The sequence below is a fragment of the Paenibacillus sp. FSL K6-1122 genome (genome assembly GCF_037977015.1).
Classification (GTDB): Bacteria; Bacillota; Bacilli; order Paenibacillales; family Paenibacillaceae; genus Paenibacillus; species Paenibacillus amylolyticus.
In genome coordinates, this window is the sequence record NZ_CP150272.1 from 3,446,544 (window position 1) to 3,469,316 (window position 22,773).

At 43.2% G+C, this 22,773-nt stretch carries 24 protein-coding genes; 17 read left to right on the forward strand and 7 right to left on the reverse strand.

Features of this window, described 5'->3' with window-relative positions; genetic code table 11:
- Positions 1–4 precede the first annotated feature (4 nt).
- From NSQ20_RS15740 to NSQ20_RS15750, 3 genes are read left to right on the forward strand one after another with little or no spacing between them, the layout of a single operon-like run.
- A complete protein-coding gene (locus NSQ20_RS15740) occupies positions 5–826 on the forward strand; it encodes an ABC transporter permease (RefSeq protein ID WP_340032937.1) in 822 nt (273 codons plus the stop codon).
- Complete coding sequence (locus tag NSQ20_RS15745) at positions 819–1,532, forward strand: ABC transporter ATP-binding protein (RefSeq protein ID WP_036608081.1); 714 nt, start codon at positions 819–821, stop codon at positions 1,530–1,532. The genes NSQ20_RS15740 and NSQ20_RS15745 overlap by 8 nt, the downstream gene beginning before the upstream one ends.
- A gap of 2 nt (positions 1,533–1,534) precedes the next feature.
- Complete coding sequence (locus tag NSQ20_RS15750; protein ID WP_340032938.1) at positions 1,535–2,086, forward strand: redoxin domain-containing protein; 552 nt, start codon at positions 1,535–1,537, stop codon at positions 2,084–2,086.
- A gap of 174 nt (positions 2,087–2,260) precedes the next feature.
- Here the strand turns inward: NSQ20_RS15750 and metE are convergent, their stop codons facing one another.
- Positions 2,261–4,555, reverse strand: a complete 2,295-nt coding sequence (metE, locus tag NSQ20_RS15755; protein ID WP_282321486.1) for a 5-methyltetrahydropteroyltriglutamate--homocysteine S-methyltransferase — start codon at positions 4,553–4,555, stop codon at positions 2,261–2,263.
- A gap of 680 nt (positions 4,556–5,235) precedes the next feature.
- On the opposite strand from metE, the gene NSQ20_RS15760 reads away from it, so the two are divergent.
- Positions 5,236–5,859: a hypothetical protein gene (locus tag NSQ20_RS15760; RefSeq protein ID WP_340020325.1), complete on the forward strand. Its 624-nt coding sequence runs from the start codon at positions 5,236–5,238 to the stop codon at positions 5,857–5,859.
- Positions 5,860–6,096: 237 nt separating this feature from the next.
- On the opposite strand, the gene NSQ20_RS15765 is transcribed toward NSQ20_RS15760, so the two are convergent.
- Positions 6,097–6,762 (reverse strand): MBL fold metallo-hydrolase, encoded by a 666-nt coding sequence (locus NSQ20_RS15765; RefSeq protein ID WP_076327648.1) that lies wholly within the window; start codon positions 6,760–6,762, stop codon positions 6,097–6,099.
- 205 nt (positions 6,763–6,967) lie between these two features.
- On the opposite strand from NSQ20_RS15765, the gene NSQ20_RS15770 reads away from it, so the two are divergent.
- Positions 6,968–7,438: a GNAT family N-acetyltransferase gene (locus NSQ20_RS15770; RefSeq protein ID WP_051449730.1), complete on the forward strand. Its 471-nt coding sequence runs from the start codon at positions 6,968–6,970 to the stop codon at positions 7,436–7,438.
- A gap of 142 nt (positions 7,439–7,580) precedes the next feature.
- Here NSQ20_RS15770 and NSQ20_RS15775 read toward each other — a convergent pair whose 3' ends face one another.
- Positions 7,581–7,946: a helix-turn-helix domain-containing protein gene (locus NSQ20_RS15775; RefSeq protein WP_076327920.1), complete on the reverse strand. Its 366-nt coding sequence runs from the start codon at positions 7,944–7,946 to the stop codon at positions 7,581–7,583.
- A gap of 105 nt (positions 7,947–8,051) precedes the next feature.
- Between NSQ20_RS15775 and NSQ20_RS15780 the strand changes: the two genes are divergently transcribed.
- Positions 8,052–8,909 carry an arginase family protein gene (locus tag NSQ20_RS15780; RefSeq protein WP_076327646.1) on the forward strand — a complete coding sequence of 286 codons (858 nt, stop codon included), beginning with the start codon at positions 8,052–8,054 and terminating at the stop codon, positions 8,907–8,909.
- A 144-nt stretch (positions 8,910–9,053) separates the two neighbouring features.
- On the forward strand, positions 9,054–10,232 hold the full coding sequence (locus tag NSQ20_RS15785) for an MFS transporter (protein WP_076327645.1): 1,179 nt from the start codon (positions 9,054–9,056) through the stop codon (positions 10,230–10,232).
- Between the two features lie 87 nt (positions 10,233–10,319).
- Here the strand turns inward: NSQ20_RS15785 and NSQ20_RS15790 are convergent, their stop codons facing one another.
- Positions 10,320–11,132: an undecaprenyl-diphosphate phosphatase gene (locus NSQ20_RS15790; RefSeq protein WP_036608062.1), complete on the reverse strand. Its 813-nt coding sequence runs from the start codon at positions 11,130–11,132 to the stop codon at positions 10,320–10,322.
- A 210-nt stretch (positions 11,133–11,342) separates the two neighbouring features.
- Between NSQ20_RS15790 and NSQ20_RS15795 the strand changes: the two genes are divergently transcribed.
- From NSQ20_RS15795 to NSQ20_RS15815, 5 genes are all read left to right on the forward strand, one after another.
- Complete coding sequence (locus tag NSQ20_RS15795; protein WP_083677359.1) at positions 11,343–12,371, forward strand: ABC transporter substrate-binding protein; 1,029 nt, start codon at positions 11,343–11,345, stop codon at positions 12,369–12,371.
- A gap of 186 nt (positions 12,372–12,557) precedes the next feature.
- Positions 12,558–12,983 carry a MarR family transcriptional regulator gene (locus tag NSQ20_RS15800; protein ID WP_036608058.1) on the forward strand — a complete coding sequence of 142 codons (426 nt, stop codon included), beginning with the start codon at positions 12,558–12,560 and terminating at the stop codon, positions 12,981–12,983.
- A gap of 137 nt (positions 12,984–13,120) precedes the next feature.
- Positions 13,121–13,765 (forward strand): SDR family oxidoreductase, encoded by a 645-nt coding sequence (locus NSQ20_RS15805; protein WP_076327643.1) that lies wholly within the window; start codon positions 13,121–13,123, stop codon positions 13,763–13,765.
- Positions 13,766–13,816: 51 nt separating this feature from the next.
- Complete coding sequence (locus NSQ20_RS15810) at positions 13,817–14,161, forward strand: rhodanese-like domain-containing protein (protein WP_076327642.1); 345 nt, start codon at positions 13,817–13,819, stop codon at positions 14,159–14,161.
- A 112-nt stretch (positions 14,162–14,273) separates the two neighbouring features.
- A complete protein-coding gene (locus NSQ20_RS15815; protein ID WP_076327641.1) occupies positions 14,274–15,296 on the forward strand; it encodes an NADH:flavin oxidoreductase/NADH oxidase in 1,023 nt (340 codons plus the stop codon).
- A 133-nt stretch (positions 15,297–15,429) separates the two neighbouring features.
- On the opposite strand, the gene NSQ20_RS15820 is transcribed toward NSQ20_RS15815, so the two are convergent.
- Positions 15,430–16,353, reverse strand: coding sequence for an AraC family transcriptional regulator (locus NSQ20_RS15820; RefSeq protein ID WP_076327640.1), 924 nt, complete (start codon positions 16,351–16,353; stop codon positions 15,430–15,432).
- A gap of 288 nt (positions 16,354–16,641) precedes the next feature.
- Here NSQ20_RS15820 and NSQ20_RS15825 point away from each other — a divergent pair, with 288 nt between their 5' ends.
- Positions 16,642–17,220, forward strand: a complete 579-nt coding sequence (locus NSQ20_RS15825) for a TetR/AcrR family transcriptional regulator (protein WP_076327639.1) — start codon at positions 16,642–16,644, stop codon at positions 17,218–17,220.
- A gap of 98 nt (positions 17,221–17,318) precedes the next feature.
- Here the strand turns inward: NSQ20_RS15825 and NSQ20_RS15830 are convergent, their stop codons facing one another.
- Positions 17,319–17,738, reverse strand: a complete 420-nt coding sequence (locus tag NSQ20_RS15830) for a MerR family transcriptional regulator (RefSeq protein WP_036608041.1) — start codon at positions 17,736–17,738, stop codon at positions 17,319–17,321.
- Between the two features lie 185 nt (positions 17,739–17,923).
- Here NSQ20_RS15830 and NSQ20_RS15835 point away from each other — a divergent pair, with 185 nt between their 5' ends.
- The 4 genes from NSQ20_RS15835 (at position 17,924) to NSQ20_RS15850 (ending at position 21,622) form a co-directional block, all read left to right on the forward strand.
- Positions 17,924–18,964, forward strand: coding sequence for an NAD(P)-dependent alcohol dehydrogenase (locus NSQ20_RS15835; RefSeq protein WP_047842906.1), 1,041 nt, complete (start codon positions 17,924–17,926; stop codon positions 18,962–18,964).
- 186 nt (positions 18,965–19,150) lie between these two features.
- Positions 19,151–19,624 carry an HIT domain-containing protein gene (locus NSQ20_RS15840; RefSeq protein WP_076327638.1) on the forward strand — a complete coding sequence of 158 codons (474 nt, stop codon included), beginning with the start codon at positions 19,151–19,153 and terminating at the stop codon, positions 19,622–19,624.
- Between the two features lie 104 nt (positions 19,625–19,728).
- Entirely contained in the window at positions 19,729–20,982 is a 1,254-nt protein-coding gene (locus tag NSQ20_RS15845; RefSeq protein ID WP_143781408.1) for a hypothetical protein, read from the forward strand.
- A gap of 268 nt (positions 20,983–21,250) precedes the next feature.
- The gene (locus NSQ20_RS15850; protein WP_047842909.1) at positions 21,251–21,622 is read left to right on the forward strand and encodes an iron chaperone; all 372 of its coding nucleotides are present in this window, start codon (positions 21,251–21,253) and stop codon (positions 21,620–21,622) included.
- A gap of 75 nt (positions 21,623–21,697) precedes the next feature.
- On the opposite strand, the gene NSQ20_RS15855 is transcribed toward NSQ20_RS15850, so the two are convergent.
- Positions 21,698–22,678: an aldo/keto reductase gene (locus tag NSQ20_RS15855; RefSeq protein WP_076327636.1), complete on the reverse strand. Its 981-nt coding sequence runs from the start codon at positions 22,676–22,678 to the stop codon at positions 21,698–21,700.
- Positions 22,679–22,773: the final 95 nt, after the last annotated feature.

Consider the following 22,773-nt stretch of genomic DNA (forward strand, 5'->3'; position numbering starts at 1 on the left):
AATGATGTCAGATATGATACAGATTGCAAGACGAGAAGTGAAAATGGGATTTCGCAATCCTTGGGCGTATTCGTTTCTGATCCTTTTTTGCACATTTAGCTTAAGCTTGTTACTTCTGAATTCGCAGAATCTGGTTGAAGGATACTCGGGCACAACAGGTTCGATGTTGAATCTCATTCTTTACCTCTTACCATTAATGACGCTGTTCCTCGGTTCCTTCTCACTAACATCTGAAAAGGAAGACGGTAGCTGGCAACTGCTGTCCACGTATCCCATTGGCACGATGTCTTTTATTGTGGGCAAGTATCTTGGGCTCTCGATTGTTTTAATTACCATTGTTGCGTTTGGATACGGCCTGATGGGGGTTATTAGCGGAGTAATCGGGAATCCACTGGATGCCGTGACATATCTTCTCTTTCTGGCATTTTCTTGTGGACTGGTGTTGTTATTCCTGACGTTGGCGCTATTTATCGGTTCGTTGTCGCGCAATCGGTGGCAGGCGTTAACCATATCCGTGACCGTATGGTTTTTCGCAGTCATTGGATGGCCGACCTTATTGCTCTCTGTGCTGGGACTGATGCCTTATCTATGGGTGAAACCGCTGCTGGTTATGCTAACACTCATCAATCCGGCCGAGCTGGTGCGATTGTTTGTAGTCATCAAACTGGGAGGCGGCTCCATTCTTGGACCAGAATATTATCGATGGGTGGAGTGGGTGCAACAACCAAGTGGCAGTTGGATCTTCATCGGGATATGCCTATTCTGGATCGCCTTCTCTGTCCTGGCGGTATATGCGATCTGGGAGAGGGGGCGTTCTCATGGATAAGATGGGACTCGAAGTGATGGGATTGTGCAAATCCATTAAAAAGCAACCAATTGTTGAGGATATCTCCTTTCGCATTACTTCAGGCCAAGTGCTTGCCCTCTGTGGAGGGAATGGTGCAGGAAAGAGCACGGTGCTGCGTATGATCGCAGGAATTCTTCGGCCTACCTCCGGTGAGGTTGCGGTGAACAATGTGCGATGGTTGAAGGAGCGCAAGCGTTATTCAGAGCAGATTGGATATATGCCGGACGATTATCAATTTAATCAAGGACTGAGTGCGGAGGAAATGCTTCTGTTCTGGGCTTCTCTGAGGAAAGTTCCCAAGGAGAGAGTACAGGAAGTACTGACCATGGTAGGTTTGGAGGATCAAAAGAAAAACCGGGTTACGACCTTCTCCAAAGGCATGCGCCAACGTGTGTTATTCGCCCAGGCTGTGCTGTCGAAACCTCCACTGCTCATCATGGATGAGCCAACAAATGGATTGGACCCATTCTGGATGCAGGAATTAACTCAGCTACTCAAAGGCATCAAACAGGAAGGCCACATGGTCGTGTTCTCGACCCATCAGCTGGAGATCGCAGACGATATTGCGGATCAGGTGATATTCATGAACCATGGACGTAATGTTGGAGAGGGCTCTACTCACGACTTTTGTGATCAATTCGGTTCGCTCCATGCAGCATTTCATCAAAGTCTTGGTTTAAAGTGAAGGTGAGTTTATTGCAGAAGAAGAGTTTTAAAAGTAGACGTACACTTACAATTTTGATTGGTGTGATCGCATTGTTAGTTGGTACATGGGCTATTTTCGAAAATGTATCGACACCCGAATCTCAGCGAGGTAACGCCATTGAAGCTGGTGCCGTGGCCCCTGAGTTCACAGCGGTTAATTCAGAAGGCGAACAAGTCAGACTGTCCGATTATCGGGGCAAAGCCGTGATGATTAACTTTTGGGCTTCATGGTGCACACCTTGTGTAAGGGAGATGCCGCTCGTTCACCAGATTGCTCAGGACTATCAGAATGACGTGGAAACCCTGTTTGTTAACGTGGGGGAATCGAAGGGCACGATTCGTGAGTTTATGGATAAGCAGGCATTTGATTTCCCGGTGATCATTGACGTGACAGGCAACATATCAGGCATGTATCGTATAACGGGTTTGCCCGCAACAATGGTCATTGATAGGGATGGGGAGTTCCGTCATATATTGCTCGGTGAACTGACCGAAGATACACCATTGCAGCAATGGCTGAAAGATAGTATCTAGTTGTAAGCGTTGGATGGTGAGAAAAGGGGCAGGAACGCCAGAGATCGCCATGTTACAAGTGAAATGAATTTGCGTTAAAAGTAACTACAAAAAGTAACCAGATAAAAAGCCGGACACCCATTTAACGAAGGGGTGTCCGGCTTTACTTTTGAAGTTATGCTGCTTCGCAGCCGATTACAATACAGCAGCTGAAGCGTGATTGTTACGAGCGATTCTGGTTGCGTCAACCATGTTACGCAGAGAAGCTACCGTTTCTTCCTGTCCACGGGTTTTTAATCCGCAGTCCGGGTTAATCCAGAACAGCTTCGGATCAAGAACACGCAGGGCACGTTCAATCATGCTGCTCATTTCATCCACACTCGGAACTCTTGGGCTATGGATATCATATACGCCAAGACCGATACCGAGCTCATACGTATTTTCTTCAAAACTATGAATCAGTTCACCGTGACTACGGGATGTCTCAATGGAGATAACATCCGCATCCATAGCTTCAATGGAATCAATCATGTCATGGAATTCGCAATAGCACATATGCGTATGGATTTGAGTCGTTTCATGCACCGTGCACGTGGAGATACGGAACGCTTTGACTGCCCAAGCCAGGTAATCGGCTTGTTCATTTTCTTTCAGCGGAAGCCCTTCACGAACAGCTGGCTCGTCAACCTGGATCATACCAATGCCTGCCTGTTCAAGTGCTTCGACTTCCTGTCTCAACGCATACGCCAATTGATAGGCAATCTGCTCACGAGCAATGTCTTCGCGTACGAATGACCAGTTCATGATGGTAATCGGGCCAGTCAGCATGCCTTTAACAGGACGCTCTGTCTGCGATTGAGCATATTTCGTTTCTTCGACAGTCATTTCACCCGTAAATGCAACATCACCGAAGATAATAGGTGGCTTCACGCAACGTGAACCATATGATTGTACCCATCCAAACTGTGTAAAGGCAAAGCCGGCCAGCTTCTCGCCAAAGAATTCAACCATGTCGGTACGCTCAAACTCACCATGTACCAATACGTCAATTCCGATCTCTTCCTGAATCTTAATCCAGATATCAATCTGCTCCCGGATGAAGGCAGCATACTGTTCGTTGTTCAACTCACCCTTGCGCCACAACTGACGTGCTTTTCTGACTTCGGCAGATTGTGGGAAACTACCAATCGTTGTTGTCGGGAAGAGTGGCAATTGCCATTTGGCCTGTTGAGCTTCATGACGCTCTGCAAAAGGACGGGAGCGCTCCGGCTGTTGAACACTGATGGAAGCAACGGCTTTCTGTACAGCGGTACGGTTTCGATCTTCGGATTGCTGAAGCGCTTGAAGGGTAAGCTCTGCTTCGTCTATTTTGGCGGTAATCTCTGCACTTGGTGAAGATAAGGCTGTAGTCAAAAGAACAATCTCATCCAGCTTTTCATCTGCAAATGCAAGTGCATTTTTCAGTTCAGATGAAAGTTTTGCCTCACGGTCTGTGGTTACTGGCACATGCAGCAGGCTGCAAGATGATTGCACGATGATACGTTCAGGTGTCACGAACTCAGTTAATTCATTCAGCAAATTCAGTTTTGTCTGAAGGGAAGCTTTCCAGATCCCACGTCCATCAATAATACCTGCACCGAGCACTTTGTCTGCCGGGAAACCGGATGTCCGAATAGATTGTGTGTTACCAGAGAGTCCGTGTACAAAATCAAGTCCTACACCTTGAACTGGCAGTGCAACAATGTCGTTGTAGTTTTCAACAGATTCAAAGTACGTTTGCAGCATGATATTCAGGCCTGGAACGGCTGCTGCAAATGTTTCATATATTTTATTCAGACGCTGTACGTCTTCATCGCTTAATTTGGTTACCAGAATAGGTTCGTCGACCTGCACCCACTGAACGCCTTCGCTCGCAAGTTCTTGAAGCAATTGAGTGTAAAGTGGAAGCAAGCGGTCCAACCAAGCGTCTGTCTCGGATTTATCATAGCCTTTGGAGAGCTTCAGGAAGGTTAACGGTCCAACGATAACCGGCTTGCCTTCAATGCCGAGTTTTTCTTTTGCTTCACGATAAGCGAGAAGTGGTTTGTTCTCCGTCAGAGTTGGGGAAGCCCCGTCCAGTTCAGGTACAATGTAGTGATAGTTCGTGTTGAACCATTTTGTCATTTCACTTGCTGCGGCATCTTTCGTTCCTCGTGCAATGCCATAATATACGGACAATGGAACGGAACCACCATCATAAGCAAATCGTTTAGGAATAATCCCAAACATCACGGCCGTATCCAAGATATGATCATAATAGCTAAAGTCATTAACTGGAATGATGTCGATTCCTTTTGCTTGTTGCTTGCGCAAATGATCGATACGAATCTCCTGCAAACGTGCGTGAAATTCTGATTCCTCCAGCTTACCTGCCCAGAACGCTTCCAACGCTTTCTTCCATTCCCGATCAGCACCAATACGCGGATATCCCAATACACTACTTTTTGTCATCGTTTAAAACCCCTCTGCTTTTATGTTACACAAAATTTATCACAGATCCGGAGTTATAATGTAATTCCATTAAATTATACCTAGTTATAGCCTGAGGCTATATCCAAAGGTGTGTGCTATATAAGTTGAACTAACGAGTATTTACACTTGCCACTCCGATGACAGAATAACCTTCCAACTCAGCTAAGGATAAATACTAGATCATAATCATATTTTGTATGCTTTTGCATTCACTCGGAATAATAGAAATTAAAAAAGGTTGATGAGTATGGTAATTCAGAAACGTCTTTTTCACTTTATACTTGCAACAACATTAATGATAAATAGTATTTCCCTATACACAGATGTTACATATGCAGATCCTGAGAGCGAACAGGAAGGAAACTATAAGCCATTAGCACTTACGATGCTCAACCCATACATTTACCATGAGATTACCAACTATTATCAGGCAAATCATATGCCGGTCCCTAGCTATGGGCTATATGATATCCATGTATTGGAACTTAAAAGGCGCACAAAAGGTGGTTATAATTTTCGAACGGTTCTGGAAGTCAGAACGTTTTACGGTCCACATAACCCGCCATATGGGAAAGAGATTATTACGTTTGAAATAGACCCCACTAATGTTACAATGGTGAGCTATGTTCATACGAATGATTGAAAGGAAGGCGGTACGCATGAATCTGTATCATATCCAGTCCACCGTGCACGGAATCAACAGGGTAACATCCTTTTTGGAAGACAATTATATTGGTATTGCTTGGTCAGGTACAGGGGATCTAGAGCAAACGCCTCCGGAGCTATGGAAGGAACAGTTGGTTCAACACTATCCCTTGGATGAAGCAGAATTGGCGAGCACACTCGCGACACTACATATGTTTGGTAACCTCATGCAGGATGGAGATTATGTATTAATTAGCGATGATGAATGGACGTATGTTGGGGATATCGGGGATTATTATTACGACGATTCCGCTGGCACAGAAAACGACTTGATCTGTCACCGTCGGGGAGTTACATGGTTGGGTCGTATTCCTCTCGCTGAGCTGAATGACAGAGTGCAGGCACTGCAAAATGATTCAGCCATCCTTGCGAAATTTGAGTATCCTATATCACAAGCACAGCTGGATCGAGGTCTTGCAGTCAGCATAACAGCCGAAGCAACGAACTCTCTCTCAACAGGGGTAGATGAAGCCACGATTCAAACAGCTCTTAATGTGCTGAGAGAAGCGTTACACAGTGAAGAAGAAGAGCTGCGAATCCGTGCGGCTACAGCCATTTTGCAGTATGCCAAACAATAGGAAGACTATGCATAATTATAGAGAATTATAGTGGCATATACAGGATTTATTCGCTAAACAACCAATTGAAATATTATTAAGAAGCAGAGCGTTCGCCTACAAGCTTTCTGCAAGAAAGCTACATCGGAAGCATGCGCTATCCTCGGATTTCCCCTTTTAAAGACGGAATAAAAAAATCTGGGGATAACAGCGATCGGAAGGTTGTTCTGTCATCGGAGTGTCCAGTGTAAATATTCGTTAGTTCATTTTATATAGCTCTGAGATCTGTTCATTTACATTCCTATGAGTTAGTCCTCCGTGATAACAAACCACAGATGAAATGTCGAGTTCGATATACTTTTTCAAAGAGATTCGAGCAGTCTCTGTATCCAGCGTAGTAGGTTCATGAATGCCTCCAAGCATGCCGTCTACACTGTACATTGAATCTCCGGCGATGAGCGTCTTGCTGTCCATCAAATATAGACTGATATGACCTGGCGTATGACCAGGTGTATGAATAACGCGAATTCCACCGCAAAACGGCAGTTCCTGACCATCAGTAACCGTTTCATCTACTTTTCCCATTGGAGGATGTTCAAGGTGACCATCTTTGAGAAGAGGGAGCTGCCCCTCAATATATGGTTTATCCAGCTCATGCGCATATATCTTGACTTGTGAGCCACACTCCTGCAAAATCTCGGGAAGACACCCGATATGGTCCATATCCTGATGCGTCAAAATCACTGCTTTAAGTTGGCTGATCGGCACACCAATCTTTTCGAGTGCGATACACAAATCGTCATATTGTCCAGGGAATCCGGTATCAATTAACACAACCATTTCTTCATCCCATATCAGCACAGGGTGAATTATATTCCCCTCAAAATCAAGCTGAAGCATCGTTATTCCCTTTGAAATTTCCATAATATCAGACCTCCGAGAGTTGAATTTCATATACATCGTTGCTCGTTATATTTCTTATGTAAACGAATAAAGACGGCAAAAAGATACGTTCGGTTGCTTATAGAAATATTCAATGAATGGGGGAATTGACGCTTGGTGTTGGGAATGATAATTTAGATATATCATTTAAACCAATAAGTCCAATAAGATAAAGGGGGTATGTGGGATGACACATATCGTGCATGCAGCAGCTGAAGATATTCGGAGCGAGGATTCGCTACTATTGATCAAGGAACTGAGTGAAGAACTCGGTTTGTTATATGGTGGTGATGGAACTGCAGGATTTCAACTGTCAGACGTTGAGGTGCCCCGTGCGGCTTTTATCGTTGCCAGGATCGACGGGTATCCGGTTGGTTGCGGAGCACTTAGACCCCTTGATGAAACATCTGTAGAAGTTAAACGCATGTATACACGCAATGGTTACCGCCGTAAGGGGATTGCCCAGGCTATATTGGCCGAGGCAGAGCGTCTTGCGAACGAACTTGGTTATACGAATCTGAAACTGCAAACAGGTCCATTGCAACCAGAAGCTGCAGCGCTGTATGAGCGTGTAGGGTATTATCGAATTCCTGTTTTCAGTGGCAATTGGGACAGAGTGTTGGCCTATCAGAAAGATCTGGTACACGAAAAAGTATAATTCTACGAATCACAGCTTTTATTTGCTGAACGTACAGAGGAACACAAGATAAAAGTAAAAAAGTCGCCGATTGGCGACTTTTTGCATTTTAACATGCTGCATTTACTCCAATTATCTCATCTGAAAATATAGACAAAAGCGTTCAATCCATTGCGCTATTATTGATCGAAGGTTCCTGATGTTGAACACCCCATTCGCATAGTCCTTCCAAAACGGGCAATAACGTTTCAGCTTTGGCTGTCAGACGGTACTCGACTTTAGGAGGGACTTGAGGGTACTCTTTCCGTTCGACCATACCATCTGCTTCCAATTCTTTGAGCTGTGAACTCAGCGTTTTATACGTGATAGCGCCGATCTGTCTTTTAAGTTCATTGAAGCGGACAGGCTGGTTATCAGCGAGAAGATACATAATCACCATTTTCCATTTGCCACCAATGACAGACAACGTATATCCAAAAGGGGTATCTTGAATGTTTTTAACTTTACCGTGGTATTCAGCCATACTCATCATTTACACTATCCTTCCGGGTAGTACCTATCATAAAAGACCGTACTATTTATTTGTTTGGGCTCAGTTTATACTAACCTTACTTTGAAGTAAAGGGGATTTACGATGACTCAAAAAACAATACGTCTGCTTATGCCACAATGGCAAGGTGGAGATAATCCAAACTACTCATTTGGAGCGGAGTTGCTTGCATGGCTTGCACCTGACAATGATCAACCTCTCATTCATGTTCCTGTTGAGGCTTATGATGGAACATCTCTGGTAAGCGAGAACGGGATAAAAGGCAGAGCACCGCTACTTCAGCAATTGCAGGCTGCCCAGCATATTATTCAAGCTCACCAGCCCGATCGCATTGTCATGTTTGGCGGTGACTGTTTGGTTGAACAAGCCCCGTTTGCTTATTTAAATGAACGATATGGCGGAGAACTTGGTTTGATATGGATTGATGCACATGGTGATCTGGTTAGATACGAGGGCTATGACAACGGTCATACTTTACCGCTTGGGAACCTTCTTGGGGAAGGCGATCCGGAGTTTGCTAAACATGTGAGTGTCCCCTTGAAGCCCGAACATGTCTTCATGGCCGGGTTGACAACCCCCACGGAACAGGAAACCGAAGTGATTCAAAGATTGGGTATCCGAACGGCTGGAACTGAAGAATTAACCCGTGGCATGGATTCGATTAAGAAGTGGATTAAAGAGACTGGGTTTAAACACCTGGCAATTCATCTTGATCTGGATGTGCTTGATCCCAACATGTTCCGTTCATTGTTATTCGCCAAGCCAGGAGAACCTTATGAGTTTTCACCAGCGGGAACCATGCAAATACCTCACTTGCTTCATCTGATCAAAGAACTGTCTGAAGAAACAGATGTAGTTGGATTAGGAATAACTGAGCATATGCCGTGGGATGCCATTAACTTGAAGAATTTGCTTGGAGAAATACCTATCCTGAACCAGTGATATAGGTAATAAGTCACCAGAATATATCAGAATACTGATATAAGGAGTCAAAATATAGGAAGATTACAGATAGAAATATCAATATTATTATATGGGTGGTTCGATGAGAATCAGAAATTAAACAAACTGAGGAGAGACACCCAGATGGTCACGTTATTGTTAATCATTATTTATCTCGCATTTATAGGGCTGGGATTACCTGATGCTTTACTTGGCAGTGCCTGGTCCGTTATGAAAAACGATATACATGCGACAACAGAAATGGCTGGTTACATATCGCTAATCATTTCATTTAGTACAGTAGTGTCCAGTCTAATGGCCAGCCGATTGTTACACCGGTTCGGAACGGGTAAAGTCACATTATTCAGTATCCTCTCAACAACGATCGCGCTGTTGGGATTCTCATTCTCTGAGAATTTTGTGTTTTTACTGATTCTGGCGATCCCTCTCGGCTTAGGTGCAGGTTCGGTGGATGCGGCACTAAGTAATTATGTAGCATTGCATTTCAAGGCCAAGCATATGAACTGGTTGCATTGTTTCTGGGGAATTGGCGCAGTGACAGGCCCACTCGTTATGGCATATTGGCTGAATCAAGCAAACAACTGGCGTGCAGGATACGTTACTGTGGGGTTGATTTTGCTTGGGATCTTGGTGGTCTTATTATCAACTTTGTCTCTATGGAAGATTTTTGAGAAGGGAAGAGTAGAGGGTTCAGGCGATGAGAAGAAACGCGTAAGCAACCGTGAGGCCATACGTATCCCCGGCGTGAAAATGTCGATGATTGCGATGCTCTGTTACAACGGTTCCGAAACTGCTACCGGTCTGTGGATGGCTTCTTTCTTCATTGTTAGCAAAGGAGTTTCTCCAGGCACTGCCGCAGCACTATCCTCTCTATTTTTCATTGGCATTATCTTGGGACGTGTAATCTCAGGTTTTCTTTCGACTCATGTATCCAGCAAAAATCTCATCAGATATGGTGGAATCGTCGGATGCTTCGGATTAGTTATCCTGGTTATGCCGATTCCTTACTGGATTGCCGCAGGGGCTTTATTTATCGTGGGATTGGGCGGAGCACCGATCTATCCGAGTATTGTTCATGCGACACCGGAACGCTTCGGTGAGAAGGCATCCCCAAGTGTAATTGGACTTGAAATGGCCAGTGCCTATACAGGTTCAACACTCATCCCGTTAGGTATGGGACTTATAGCCAGCCAATGGGGAATGTCAATGGTACCCCTGATCCTGCTGATTCTGTTCAGTGTTATGTTCGCGGCTACAGAGCTGGTTAACAGAAGCAACAAGGCTACGCGCCTGACCGTCTAGCTCTTGCTATAGGTCATTAAGGTTCTGCCACTATACAACAAAGGAACAACCATCGCTGGTTGTTCCTTTTGGTGTGTGGACTATTTTTTATAAGAAGATCAGTAACAATGTTCCTGCAGCAAAACAGTAATACGAAAAGTATTTCAGATTGCCTTTGGCCATAATGCCCATAAACCATCTCATGGAGAAATACGTGACAAAGAGTGTCGTGATGAATGCGATCAGATAAGGGATAGCCAGTTGTGATCGATTCGGATCATTGGCAATGTCAGATACCCCCATGATAAGTCCGCCAATACTGATGGGAATGTACAGCATAAAGGAGAACTTCAAAGCTGTTTCCTGTTTCATGCCAACAGCGATGGACGCAATTACAGTTGCCCCTGAGCGGCTAATCCCCGGAATAAGAGCGACCGCCTGAGCCAGACCTACCAACAATGCATCTTTCGTAGACAGATCACCGTCTTGCTTGCGACCACGAAGATTACGAATAAGCCACAAGGCAACCCCGGTGATTAATAGCGCGATGGAAACGGTATATACGGATGAGAAGATTTCTTCAATCCGGTCCTTGAACAGGACTGCAACGACAGCAGCAGGGATCGTACCAATAATTATGTATAAGCAAAACATGAAGTCTGCTCGATATTCTTCTTTACGAGTACGCAGGTAACCTAATGCACCAATAATCAACTTTTTGATATCTTCCCGGAAAATAAAAATAATAGCGATAAGTGATGCTGTGTTTGTTAAAATCTCAAATGACAATCCATTCTGCTTGATGCCCATAAGTTTCTGGGCGATGATCAGATGACCGCTTGAGGAGACGGGGATTGGCTCCGTCGCACCTTGAACAATACCTAAAAACAAATACTTTAACCACAATATAATCTCTTCCATGTTGTCCTCCTTGATTACGTTTCATTGGCTTTTCAAAACTCTCTTTTTTTAAAAAAGTGAATGGTTTACTCTATTGATGATAGCTGTTTAACTTGGTGACTTGCAAGTTAGAGTTCATAGAGGGGGTGAAGTAAACATAGCTTGTCAAATCCTGCATAGCATGATATCGTTGATAACGATTATCAATATCAACGAAAAGGTGGGTTTATTTTGCGTAAACAGATAAAATCAATATGGATCATGATGGCACTTATCTTGCTGATTGTACTTAGTGCATGTGGTCAGTCTGCTACGACCAATAGTACAACCGGGGACAGCACGAATGCGGCTACGGAGACAGAAACCAAGACGGACTCGGATTCAGCTTCTTCCGCTGATAAAGCGGCAACTGCCGAAGAGGAACTTGTTACATATCAATCGGATGCAGGCGAAGTACAGGTACCGAAGAATCCTAAGCGCATTATTGATTTGACATCATTTTCGACAGGCTACTTTGTTGCCCTGGATGCACCGGTAGTCGGCGCTTTATCAGGAGCGATGAACAACAAATATATCAAGGATCAACTTGCAGCAGCGGGCACCAGTGATCTGGGTCAAGAGCCTACACCAGAGAAACTAATCAGTTTAAAACCTGACTTATTTATCGTGTACACTGGAACAGAGGGCATCGACAAGCTGGAGCAGATTGCGCCTGTTGTACAGATTGCATATGGTAAGCGCAATTTCAAGGATCTAATGCTTGAAATGGGTAAGCTCACCAATAGAGAAGACGCAGCGAAAGCTTGGAATGCTAAATGGGAAGCGAAGATCAACGAACTGAAGCCCAAGGTTCAGGAAGCTGTAGGCGATCGTACCGTTTCCATACTGAATCCATACGCCAAAGGATTATTTGTATTCGGTCATAACTATGGTCGAGGTGGTGAAATTATTTACGGGGAGTTTGATCTCAAGGCACCAGCCAAGGCCCAAGCTGAAGCGATTGACAGCGGAACTGGATGGGCTTCAATCTCCATGGAACTATTACCGGAGTATGCGGGGGACATCATCTTCACCAGCCCGTGGTCGGGAGATACAACCGATCCCAAGATCGTATATGACAATACATTATGGAAGAACTTGCCTGCGGTGAAGGCAAATCATGTGTTCCAGCTTGATCCGACTTCAGACTCGTACAACGATCCGTTAACGTTGGAAGGTCAGCTTCAATTTATTTCCGATAGCCTGCTTACCGCGAAGTAAGATTAGACTGCATAAATGGTAATACTGGAGCATTTCTAAATGTCGGTACAAGACGGGGAAATGCTCTTCTGATGAGCTTAGGATGTTATATACGTCGAACTTGGATGGGTTTTGACCAATGTAATTAAGCTTGATACAATAGGATAACAGCTGATGAACATTAAATATCAAGTGGGGTGATCTAGATTGCAGCAAAAGAGTGAACGTTTGAATGTTTGGTTGGCTTTCTCTAACATTCATACCCATCTGAACGAGAAGCTGGAACAAGCTCTGCTTCAACAATATGACTTATCTTTGAAGGAATTTTATGTGTTAAACTTCATATATAATGCGGAGGGTAAGGAATTACGCCTACAGCAACTTCAAGAACTAGTAGGCTTGAGCCAAAGTGCTACTTCCAGGCTCGTCGTTAGGATGGAAGCCAAAGACTGTGGGGCTCTGGAAAGACATGCATGTGAAGATGACCGACGTGGCATTTACACTCGTATTACGGAGCTTGGAGAGAATAAATACAAGAGAGCACTTCAAACGTTTAATCAGGTCTTGCAAACTGAATTGGAACAGGATGGATTTGAGACTCGATTAGAGAACCTCACTAAAGAATTGTTCTAAGGCTAGGGTGAATATAGGGTAATGTAGTCATTTACCCTATAAGAAGACTTGACACTCATTAATATATCCGTTAAATTAAATGCATGCGCATGAATTTAATATGGATGCGGTGATTTTGTATAAAGGAGGTATTGAACATGAGGGTGTTCGTCGTGGGATCTAATGGACAGATTGGTCAACAACTTATTCATCTTTTGAAGAATAGTGAAGAACACACCGTTCTTGCCATGGTACGAAAACAAGAACAGGTAGATTCATTTGCAGCACAGGGTGTGGAAACGGTGCTTGCCGACTTGGAAGGTACGGTTGACTCACTTGTAGCTGCTGTAACGGGTTGTGATGCAATTGTATTTGCGGCTGGTTCTGGCGGTACAACGGGATATGATAAAACACTCCTGATTGATCTGGATGGTGCCGGGAAAACCATTGAAGCGGCTCAAAAAGCGGGTATTGATCGATTTATCATGGTGAGTGCGATCCAAGCCAATAATCGTGAGAACTGGCATGATAACATCCTTCCATATTATGCAGCGAAACACTATGCTGATAGATTGTTAGAGATCAGTAGATTAACATATACCATTATACGTCCGGGGATTCTAATGAATGAACCGGGAACAGGAAAAGTAACTGCTGCTGAGAATATAACAACCGGTAACATTGCTCGTGAAGATGTAGCTCATGTGATTTTGGCCAGTTTGAGTGAGAAGAATACCTACAAGCGTTCATTTGATCTAATCGCTGGTGAGGATACAATATCTGAGGCATTGAGTGGGCTCTGATCCAAAACAAAATTTTCGACGATATCTGATGAGTTAAGAGAGGGCTATACAATGATTATGTTGATGCTTTTGACCTTCATATTAGGTATCTTCATCGTTGTACGTCAATTTTGGCCAGTACGCAATCTTGAATATATAGATTATCAAGTATTTCTCAGACAAGAGCGTGATTTTCGGCAGTATAAAGTGATTGATATTCGAGATGCGACGGATTATATGGCTAATCCTACTCCGGATACGATTAACATCTCATTGGGACGCCTTGCTTTCACATGGGAAAAATACCTTCTTCGAGAAGATAACGTAATTATAATGTCACCTGGTATGCTTCAATCCAAAAAGGCTGTTCGTATTTTGCGAAAGCATGGATTTGATTGTCTTTATGTGATGAAGTAAAAGATATATCTGAGTTCCAAATCATACGGAGTTATTAATTGTAGGCATTGATTCGATGCTTGCGCATGCATTTTTATTATTCATGATTCATGAAAAGGGGAGTTTTATTTTGATGACAGATTTGTTTAGTCCATATTCTTTTAAAAGCCTAGAGCTTAAAAACCGTGTCGTAATGGCTCCAATGTGCCAATATTCAGTTGAGCGAAAAGATGGTATTGCAACAGATTGGCATTATATGCACTACGTTAGTCGTGCCGTGGGAGGAACGGGTCTCATTATCATTGAAATGACAGATGTGGAGCCGGATGGCCGAATCTCAGATTATGATCTTGGGTTATGGTCAGATGAACAGATCCCGGCTCTGAAGCGGATCGTAGATGCGTGTCACAGTTATGGTGCCAAGGTTGGCATTCAGATTGCTCATGCGGGCCGCAAAGCAGAAGATGCTGAGGTTCCAGTTGCTCCGTCCGCGATCGCCTTTGATGAGAATTCCAAGCAACCTCGAGCGCTTACAACGGACGAAGTAAAAGGAATGGTTGAAAAATTCCGGAGTGCTGTAGCTCGAGCTGTGAAAGCTGGTTTTGATGCGATTGAGCTTCATGGCGCACATGGATATCTGATTCATCAGTTCCATTCTCCACTAACAAACAAGCGAGAAGACGAATATGGTCAAGATTTAACGTTATTCGGCCGGGAGATCATTCAGGCTGCAAAGGCAGAGATGCCCGAGGATATGCCCTTGATGATGCGTATTTCAGCCAAAGAATACGTCGAAGGTGGCTATGGCATTAACGAAAGTTCCGAGTTTGCCAAGGCTTATAAAGAGGCAGGTGTTGACGTATTTGACATCTCATCTGGTGGCGAGGGACCTATTGGTGCATCGGGCAGACCAGGAACTCACGCAGCTTATCAAGTACCTCTCGCTAAAGCAATCAAAGAAGCTCTTGATGTGCCTGTGATTGCTGTTGGAAGGCTGGACGACCCGAAATTGGCAAATGCAGTCATCGGAAATGAAGAAGCCGATCTCGTTGCAGTCGGCAGAGGTCTGTTAAGAAATCCTTACTGGGCCTTGGAAGCTGCGACTGCTTTGCGCAAGACAACGGACGTTCCAAAACAATATACAACTGGTTTTTAATGTATTAATAATTTAACGATTAAATGATCTTCATTAATACAGAAATAAGAAAGGACTCCTCTAATAAAACAGAAGGAGTCCTTTTTGAGGTTAAACTAGACGAGCTAAAGGAGCGATATTAGCCAGTAACCAGTCAAGAGATGGTAGTCGTCTCATCGGTTTTACCTCGCAGTCGTTTAATATCTTCTCTGGGCGGAAATCCGAACATGCGTGAATATTCACGGCTGAATTGGGAAGGGCTCTCGTAACCTACCTGAAATGCTACATCTGCTGCATCGGTGGACTTGGATAATAACAGGCGGCGAGCTTCTTGCAGCCTCAGTTGTTTTTGAAACTGAATCGGACTCATGGCAGTCACTTCTTTAAAGTGTCTGTGCAGCGAGGCAGTACTCATATTTGCCAAATCCGCCAATTCCTCAACCCGAAAATTCCGCTCAGAATGATTCATAATATATTCAATAACGTCTCTGATCCGATAGGTATGGCTGCCTTCCATGGTAGCTTGTTCTAGTGCAATCCCATGTGGACCTTTCAGAACTTTATAGAGAATTTCTTTTTTGAACAAAGGAGCGAGCAGCGGGATATCTTCCGAATGATCTTCCAACAAACGGGCTAACCTGACGACCGCATCCAGCAGAGACGACTCAGCTTGGCTGACAAACATCGCACGTCTCGTTGTTTTCCGCGGTCTTGCTGGGAAATCGGAATGGTTCAATACCTCCAGAATCTCACTGGATGTGAATTCAAGCTTCAGGGCCAGATAGGGAGCCTCAGACGAGGCTTGAATCACTTGTCCACTAACCGGCAAGTCAACGGTTGCCACGATATAACTTCCTGGACCATATCGGAAACGATCTTGTCCCAGCAGGACCTCTTTTTCACCCTGAACGATAATGCAAAAGGATGGTTCATTCACTCTAAATATAGGTTCAGTAACGACCGATTCACGGATTAGAAATAATGAAGGGATTGCCGTAGGATGTACCCCATCCTTGTCAGAATAACGATCAATGAGTGTGGCTAATTCGTTTTGTTGTTCATGTATTTGATCAGACATGCAAAGTTCTCCTTTTTCCTCACAACATAATAATCACATTCTATCGTATATTGACCGAAGGCGGTAGAAAACGGATAGGAATAGGCAAACATTTGATGTGAATGGATAAGACATTCTGATTGCTGGTTACATAATCACAAGTACACAGGTCATGATATACAACAAGTACAGAAGATATACACTTACGGTTGAGCTAATACATGCTCAGATGAGAATGAGATGGGTATCTGCATCTTTTATTTACTGATCGTTCCCGATGTGTTAGATTGATTTTGGGAGGGAAGTCGAATGGCTAGAAGTAAAGAGTTTGAAGTGAACGAAGTATTGGATAAAGCAATGAAGATCTTCTGGGAACAAGGTTACGAGAAAACGTCGATGAGTGACCTGGTTGAGCATATGGGAATTCATCGCAGAAGTATATATGATACATTTGACGACAAACATTCGCTGTTTTTGCAGGCAATGGATCGTTACAGAGGTAAGGTCAGCACCACATTACTTGCAGAAATCAAGGCATCCAAGACGGCAGTGGAAGCACTGCATAAAATTTTTGATGTTATGATCACTGAAGCAGAGGAGACACCATCGGGTTGTTTGATCGTGAACTCCGCCGTGGAGCTAGGCACACGCGATCCGGACGTGGATACGCGATCTCTTGATTCATTTAATGAAGCAGAGCAGATGTTTGAGCAACTCATTCAATGGGGGCAGCGGGAGGGAGAATTCTCTTCTGATCATGATGCGAAGGAAATGGCAGAGTACCTGCACAATATTTCTGTCGGCATCAGAGCCATGGCAAGAACCTCGACGGAAAAAGAAAAACTAAACCGTATTATCAATGTAACGATGAAACTTTTGGAAAAATGATGAGTAGAGACATACCCAAAAAAGTAGCTTGAAATCCGTTAGAGGACTTCAAGCTACTTTTTTGTGCGCTAATTTTAGAAAATAGAAAGTATGAACCATTAATTGGTGATGGCATTTTCCATCGGTTTAATTTTGTGAATCTCTTCGGTCCCAGCCTCCAAAGCTGTTTCGTAGTAGGAGCGTTTGTGCTCGATGACTTCCATGGTTCTTCTTAGTTCCTCCATTTGTGCTTCCACAATAGCTTTTCGCTCCGTAAACATGTCATATCTTTGCTTCAGCGAGGAGTCCCCCTCAGAGCACCATTCAATAAAGTCCTTAATGTCTTTAATAGGCATGCCGGTCAGCTTCAGACATTGGATGATCTTTAAAAAGTCAATGTCGGAGTCTTTGAACAAACGTGTTCCACTCGTGGTACGTTCCACAAAAGGCATGAGTCCTTCCTTGTCGTAGTAACGCAATGTATATACCGTAAGGTCTAATTTTTTGGCAACTTCACCGATTGAATAGGTCATTTTCATAAAATTCCTTTCTACTGGGGGTAGACTTCGAGTTAACTCTAGGATGATCCGAGTGAATTCTACCATGTTGGATTACTGGATGTCAAAGTACGTTGGAGATAAAAAAATAAGATAAACATTTGACCTAGAGTTAACTAGAGGGAGTAAGATTATTTTGAACTTTAAATTACTAGGAGGTTATCCCATTGATTATAGCTAAAGCCAGAGCCGTTGACGGACCAGACCAACAATTCAGAAGTGCTGAAATTAAACGACGTGATCTGGATACTAATGATGTATTAATTGAGATTAAATATGCTGGTATCTGCCATTCTGACATCCATACTGCCCACGGTGAATGGGGCCCTGTGAATTATCCACTTGTTCCTGGACACGAGATTGCCGGGATTGTAACCGATGTAGGAACAGGGGTCTCCAAATATAAAGTCGGTGATCGAGTAGGAGTCGGATGTATGGTTGACTCTTGTGGCGAGTGTGATAACTGCCGCAAAGGTGAAGAGCAATACTGTCTCAAAGGAAATATTCCTACTTACGCTGGTGTAGACAAATACGGTGAGCCTACGCAAGGTGGATATTCAACTCATATTGTTGTCGTAGAGGATTTCATCGTGCGCATCCCTGATAACATTGCACTTGATGCTGCTGCACCTTTGCTGTGTGCCGGTATTACGACGTATTCACCACTTCATCACTGGGGAGCTGGCCCAGGTAAGAAGGTTGCCGTTGTAGGTATGGGTGGTCTAGGTCATATGGCTGTCAAAATTGCACATGCGATGGGTGCGGAAGTAACGGTTCTCTCCCAATCCTTGAGCAAAAAAGAAGATGGACTACAATTTGGTGCAGATCACTACTTTGCCACCAGCGAGCCGGAAACATTCGAGAAACTTGCAGGCACATTTGATCTGATGATTAACACGGTAAGTGCGAATATTGACATTAACGCTTATTTCTCACTGCTCACACTGGATGGTACACTCGTGAACGTGGGTGCTCCTGCAGAGCCTTTAGCTGTTAACGTATTCTCACTCATCGGCCATCGCCGTTCATTCGCGGGTTCCATGATTGGTGGCATTCGTGAGACACAGGAAATGCTTGATTTCTGTGCAGAACATGATATTGCACCTAACATTGAGGTCATCTCCGCCGATCAGATTGACGAAGCATACAAACGTGTACTGGCTTCCGACGTGAAATATCGCTTTGTTATTGATATCAGCACCATGTAATTGTGAAGTGTGCAATAGTGATAGTTAAAGATAGTAGAAAGCAGCCGCCGCCAAGGTCAGCTGCTTTTTGCTTTTCAGTTTGTTAATTGCTGATCATTCTACAACCCGTGCTCTTTTCGCAACGAACAGAAGATACCTGCGTCTAATAACTAGTGAAGTAAACATGAAGGGAGTGGAATGAGAAAGATGACAGTATCATTTTCACATCAGCCTGAAGGGTACGAATGTCCATTTTGTCGTATTTGGGGTATCGAGCGACCTGATCAGGGAACAAAACAAAGGGATATCATCTATCAAAATGAAAAGGTAACGGCATTTATAGCGGGCAAATGGTGGCCAAACAATAAAGGACATGTTCTTACTGTTCCGAATCAACATTTCGAGAACATCTTTGAACTCCCTGCGGATTACGCTGTTGAGATTCACCGTGCGGCTCAGCTTACAGCATTTGCAATGAAAAGTACATATGGATGTGATGGGATTTCGACACGGCAACATAATGAACCTGCTGGTAATCAAGATGTGTGGCATTATCATCTCCATGTTTACCCCAGATACGTGAACGATCAACTTTATCTGACAAATGGTTCCCAGTCCGATCCAGATGAACGCTCGCTCTATGCGGATAAGTTGCGTTCTTGGATAAAGGAAAACATTTAAGGTCTAGAAGGAGATGAATCTGAGACCCTATGTTATATTTGATCAGAAGTAGCTACATTAGGATATTCTTTGTAACGAAAAAATCATAAGATAAGAGAAGGGCTGTGCCAGTATTGAAAGGTAAGATATCTAAAAGGTTGATAGCAATTTTCGTAGTTTTCACATTGTATTTAGGCAGCACAGATCAGATGTATGCAGAATTTACCGAGTTAAGCTTAGAGGAGCACGGAGGGCTACAGCAGGAATGGGTACATACTTTTCCTAAAGAAATTGATTATCTGAGCTTTGAATTAGGTCACACTCCACAAGACCATATTAATCGTGCTGCTCAGCTTGTTATGTTAAACCCCGCCACTGTGTCTGGTAATAACTTTAGCCTATATACGATAAATATTAAGACAGGGAAACTTGCCTGGACGTATGACATTAAAAATAAAGTGAAAAACTTTTATCCGTTGAATCATACATGGTTTTATAACGAGAGCGGTAATATATTTTATCAGTATTCTACAAATCACGGGAAAACGTTCAACATTCTTAGTTTGGATGCAAAAGGAAAGCGTTTATTCGAAAAGAAGGATTTAAGTTTCTCAAATATCTATCCGTATAAAAATGGAATTGTTCTGCAACAAACGGATAGTCTTAAAAATCAATCCCGTTTTATCACACTAAATTCCAAAGGAATAACGACAAGCGAGACTGTGTTAGGTTATAAAACTGAAGTACTGACTTCTGGTTATGTACTCCATTTTGTAGGTGAGAATAAAATCGAGGTTTTTAAAGATGTAAACTCTTTGAAAAAGCCGTTATTTACGATTAACTCCAAAAAGTTTGGTGGTTTCTACGTTGCGGGTTATCATCAACTAAATGGCGGTACACTAATTGTAGAATATGCAAGATCCAATTCATATGGTGGACAGAAATTAATGGCCTATGGAGTTAATGGTAAACTCAAATGGGACACCGTGCTTGATAGAAACATGAATATTTCTATGCATTCAACCGGAAGTAAACTATTAATTGATAACCAATCTGAACACAGTATCACTTTATATGATCATAACTTCAAAAAGCTGTTTTCTCGTACGTATGAAGGAGAGCTTAATTTTAATGGTTTAATGAGATCCTATCGAAACGATAGCTATATTGAGTATACAAGCTTTGGGACCATTGATGACAAATGGGGAGAGAGGTATACCTTAATGAAGGATAATGGAGACATTATACTTAGTAAATACTTTGTTTTAGATGATGTTCATAAGAGTAACTTTGCATATGACTCGTCCGAAAATGTGGTCTATCGCACTGTGATTAGCGACCACCGATATAAACTGATTAAATACAAGTTAACTAAATAATAGTTGGAGTGCCGTTGATAACAACAATCAACGGCTTTTTATATTCTATGAAGTTTCAATATATTTGGAAGCAGGTTTGCAATCCAATCTTAAATTTCTTAAACTGTTGTATACATCGTAAAAAAACGCCTATTAAAGAGAACTTTGTTGTTACAGATTCTTTTTGCATTAAAACAACCGATAAGGGTTTTTGAATTTGATATTCATGATAGAATAAGATTGAATTGGACAATATAAGTAGTAGATTTCTTGTTATAGGGGGAAACTAATGGAGACCTTTGCAGAATTTATAGCACGCATCGATAACCCGGAACACCAGGCACGAACGGAAGAAGTATTGAACTGGGTCACTGAAAAATTCCCGAATTTAAAACAAAAAATAGCCTGGAATCAACCGATGTTTACCGACCATGAGACCTTTATTATTGGCTTTAGTGTATCCAAGCAACACTTGGCTGTTGCTCCCGAGAAGGCAGGAATTAATCGTTTTTCGGAAGAGATCACACAGGCGGGTTATGATCACACCAAAGAGTTGGTGCGGATGAAGTGGAAACAGGAGATTGATTTTTCGTTACTTGAGAGAATGATTGAGTTCAATATAGCGGATAAGGCAGAATGTTCAACATTCTGGCGAAAATAAATCGTGATATAAAAAGAAGACCCCCAACTTCCGGATACGGAAAGAGGAGGTCTTCTATATTTTAAGCAAAAGCGATTATTGAGCACCTACTACGGGGTGAGGTACATAAGGCTCTTCAAGGAAAGTTACGTCTTCTGAGGTCAACTTAACGGAAAGAGCACCTACAGCATCTTCCAGATGCGATATTTTGGTGGCACCGATAATTGGTGCCGCTACAGTGTCTTTTTGCAGCAACCAGGCAAGTGCAATGTGTGTGCGAGGGACACCGTATTTTTCTGCAATGGATGCAACTCGTTCAACAACAAGCCGATCCGCATCACTTGTCGCATTGTACTTGGATTTCTGAATTTTGTCTGTCTCGGATCGAAGTGTTGATACGGACCAGTCACGGGTTAACCTGCCTGAAGCAAGAGGACTGTAGGGAGTCACACCAATCTTTTCTTCCTTGCATAAAGGCAACATTTCTCGTTCCTCTTCACGGTAGATGAGATTCAGGTGGTTTTGCATGGAGACAAACTTGGTCCAACCATTTTTCTCTGCTACATGTAATGCTTTTTGGAACTGCCATGCAAACATGGCCGAAGCGCCAATATATCTCACTTTACCGGACTTCACCACATCATGTAAGGCTTCCATGGTTTCTTCAATAGGCGTATTGTAGTCCCAACGATGAATGATATAGAGATCCACATAATCGGTTTCCAATCGTTTCAGGCTTTTATCAATCTCACTCAGGATGGCTTTTCTGGAAAGACCAGAACCGTTGGGTCCTTGATGCATTTGTCCGTGTACTTTGGTAGCAATGACAACCTCATCCCGATTGGCATAATCTTTTAACGCCCGACCAAGATACTCCTCGCTTGTACCCAGAGAGTATACATTCGCTGTATCGAAGAAATTAATGCCTAGATCCAGCGCTTTCTTTATCACCGGGCGAGAATTTTCTTCATTCAGTACCCATTCATGAACCCATTTACTGGCATCCCCAAATCCCATACATCCCAGGCAAAATCGAGATACGTCCAAGCCTGTATTACCAAGTTTAGTATATTCCATGTCATGTTCAAATCCTTTCTAATGTTTATTATTGCCACCTGTAGGGTGATCTATATACACATTATTATGTCATAATGAAGGGAACAACCTGTACC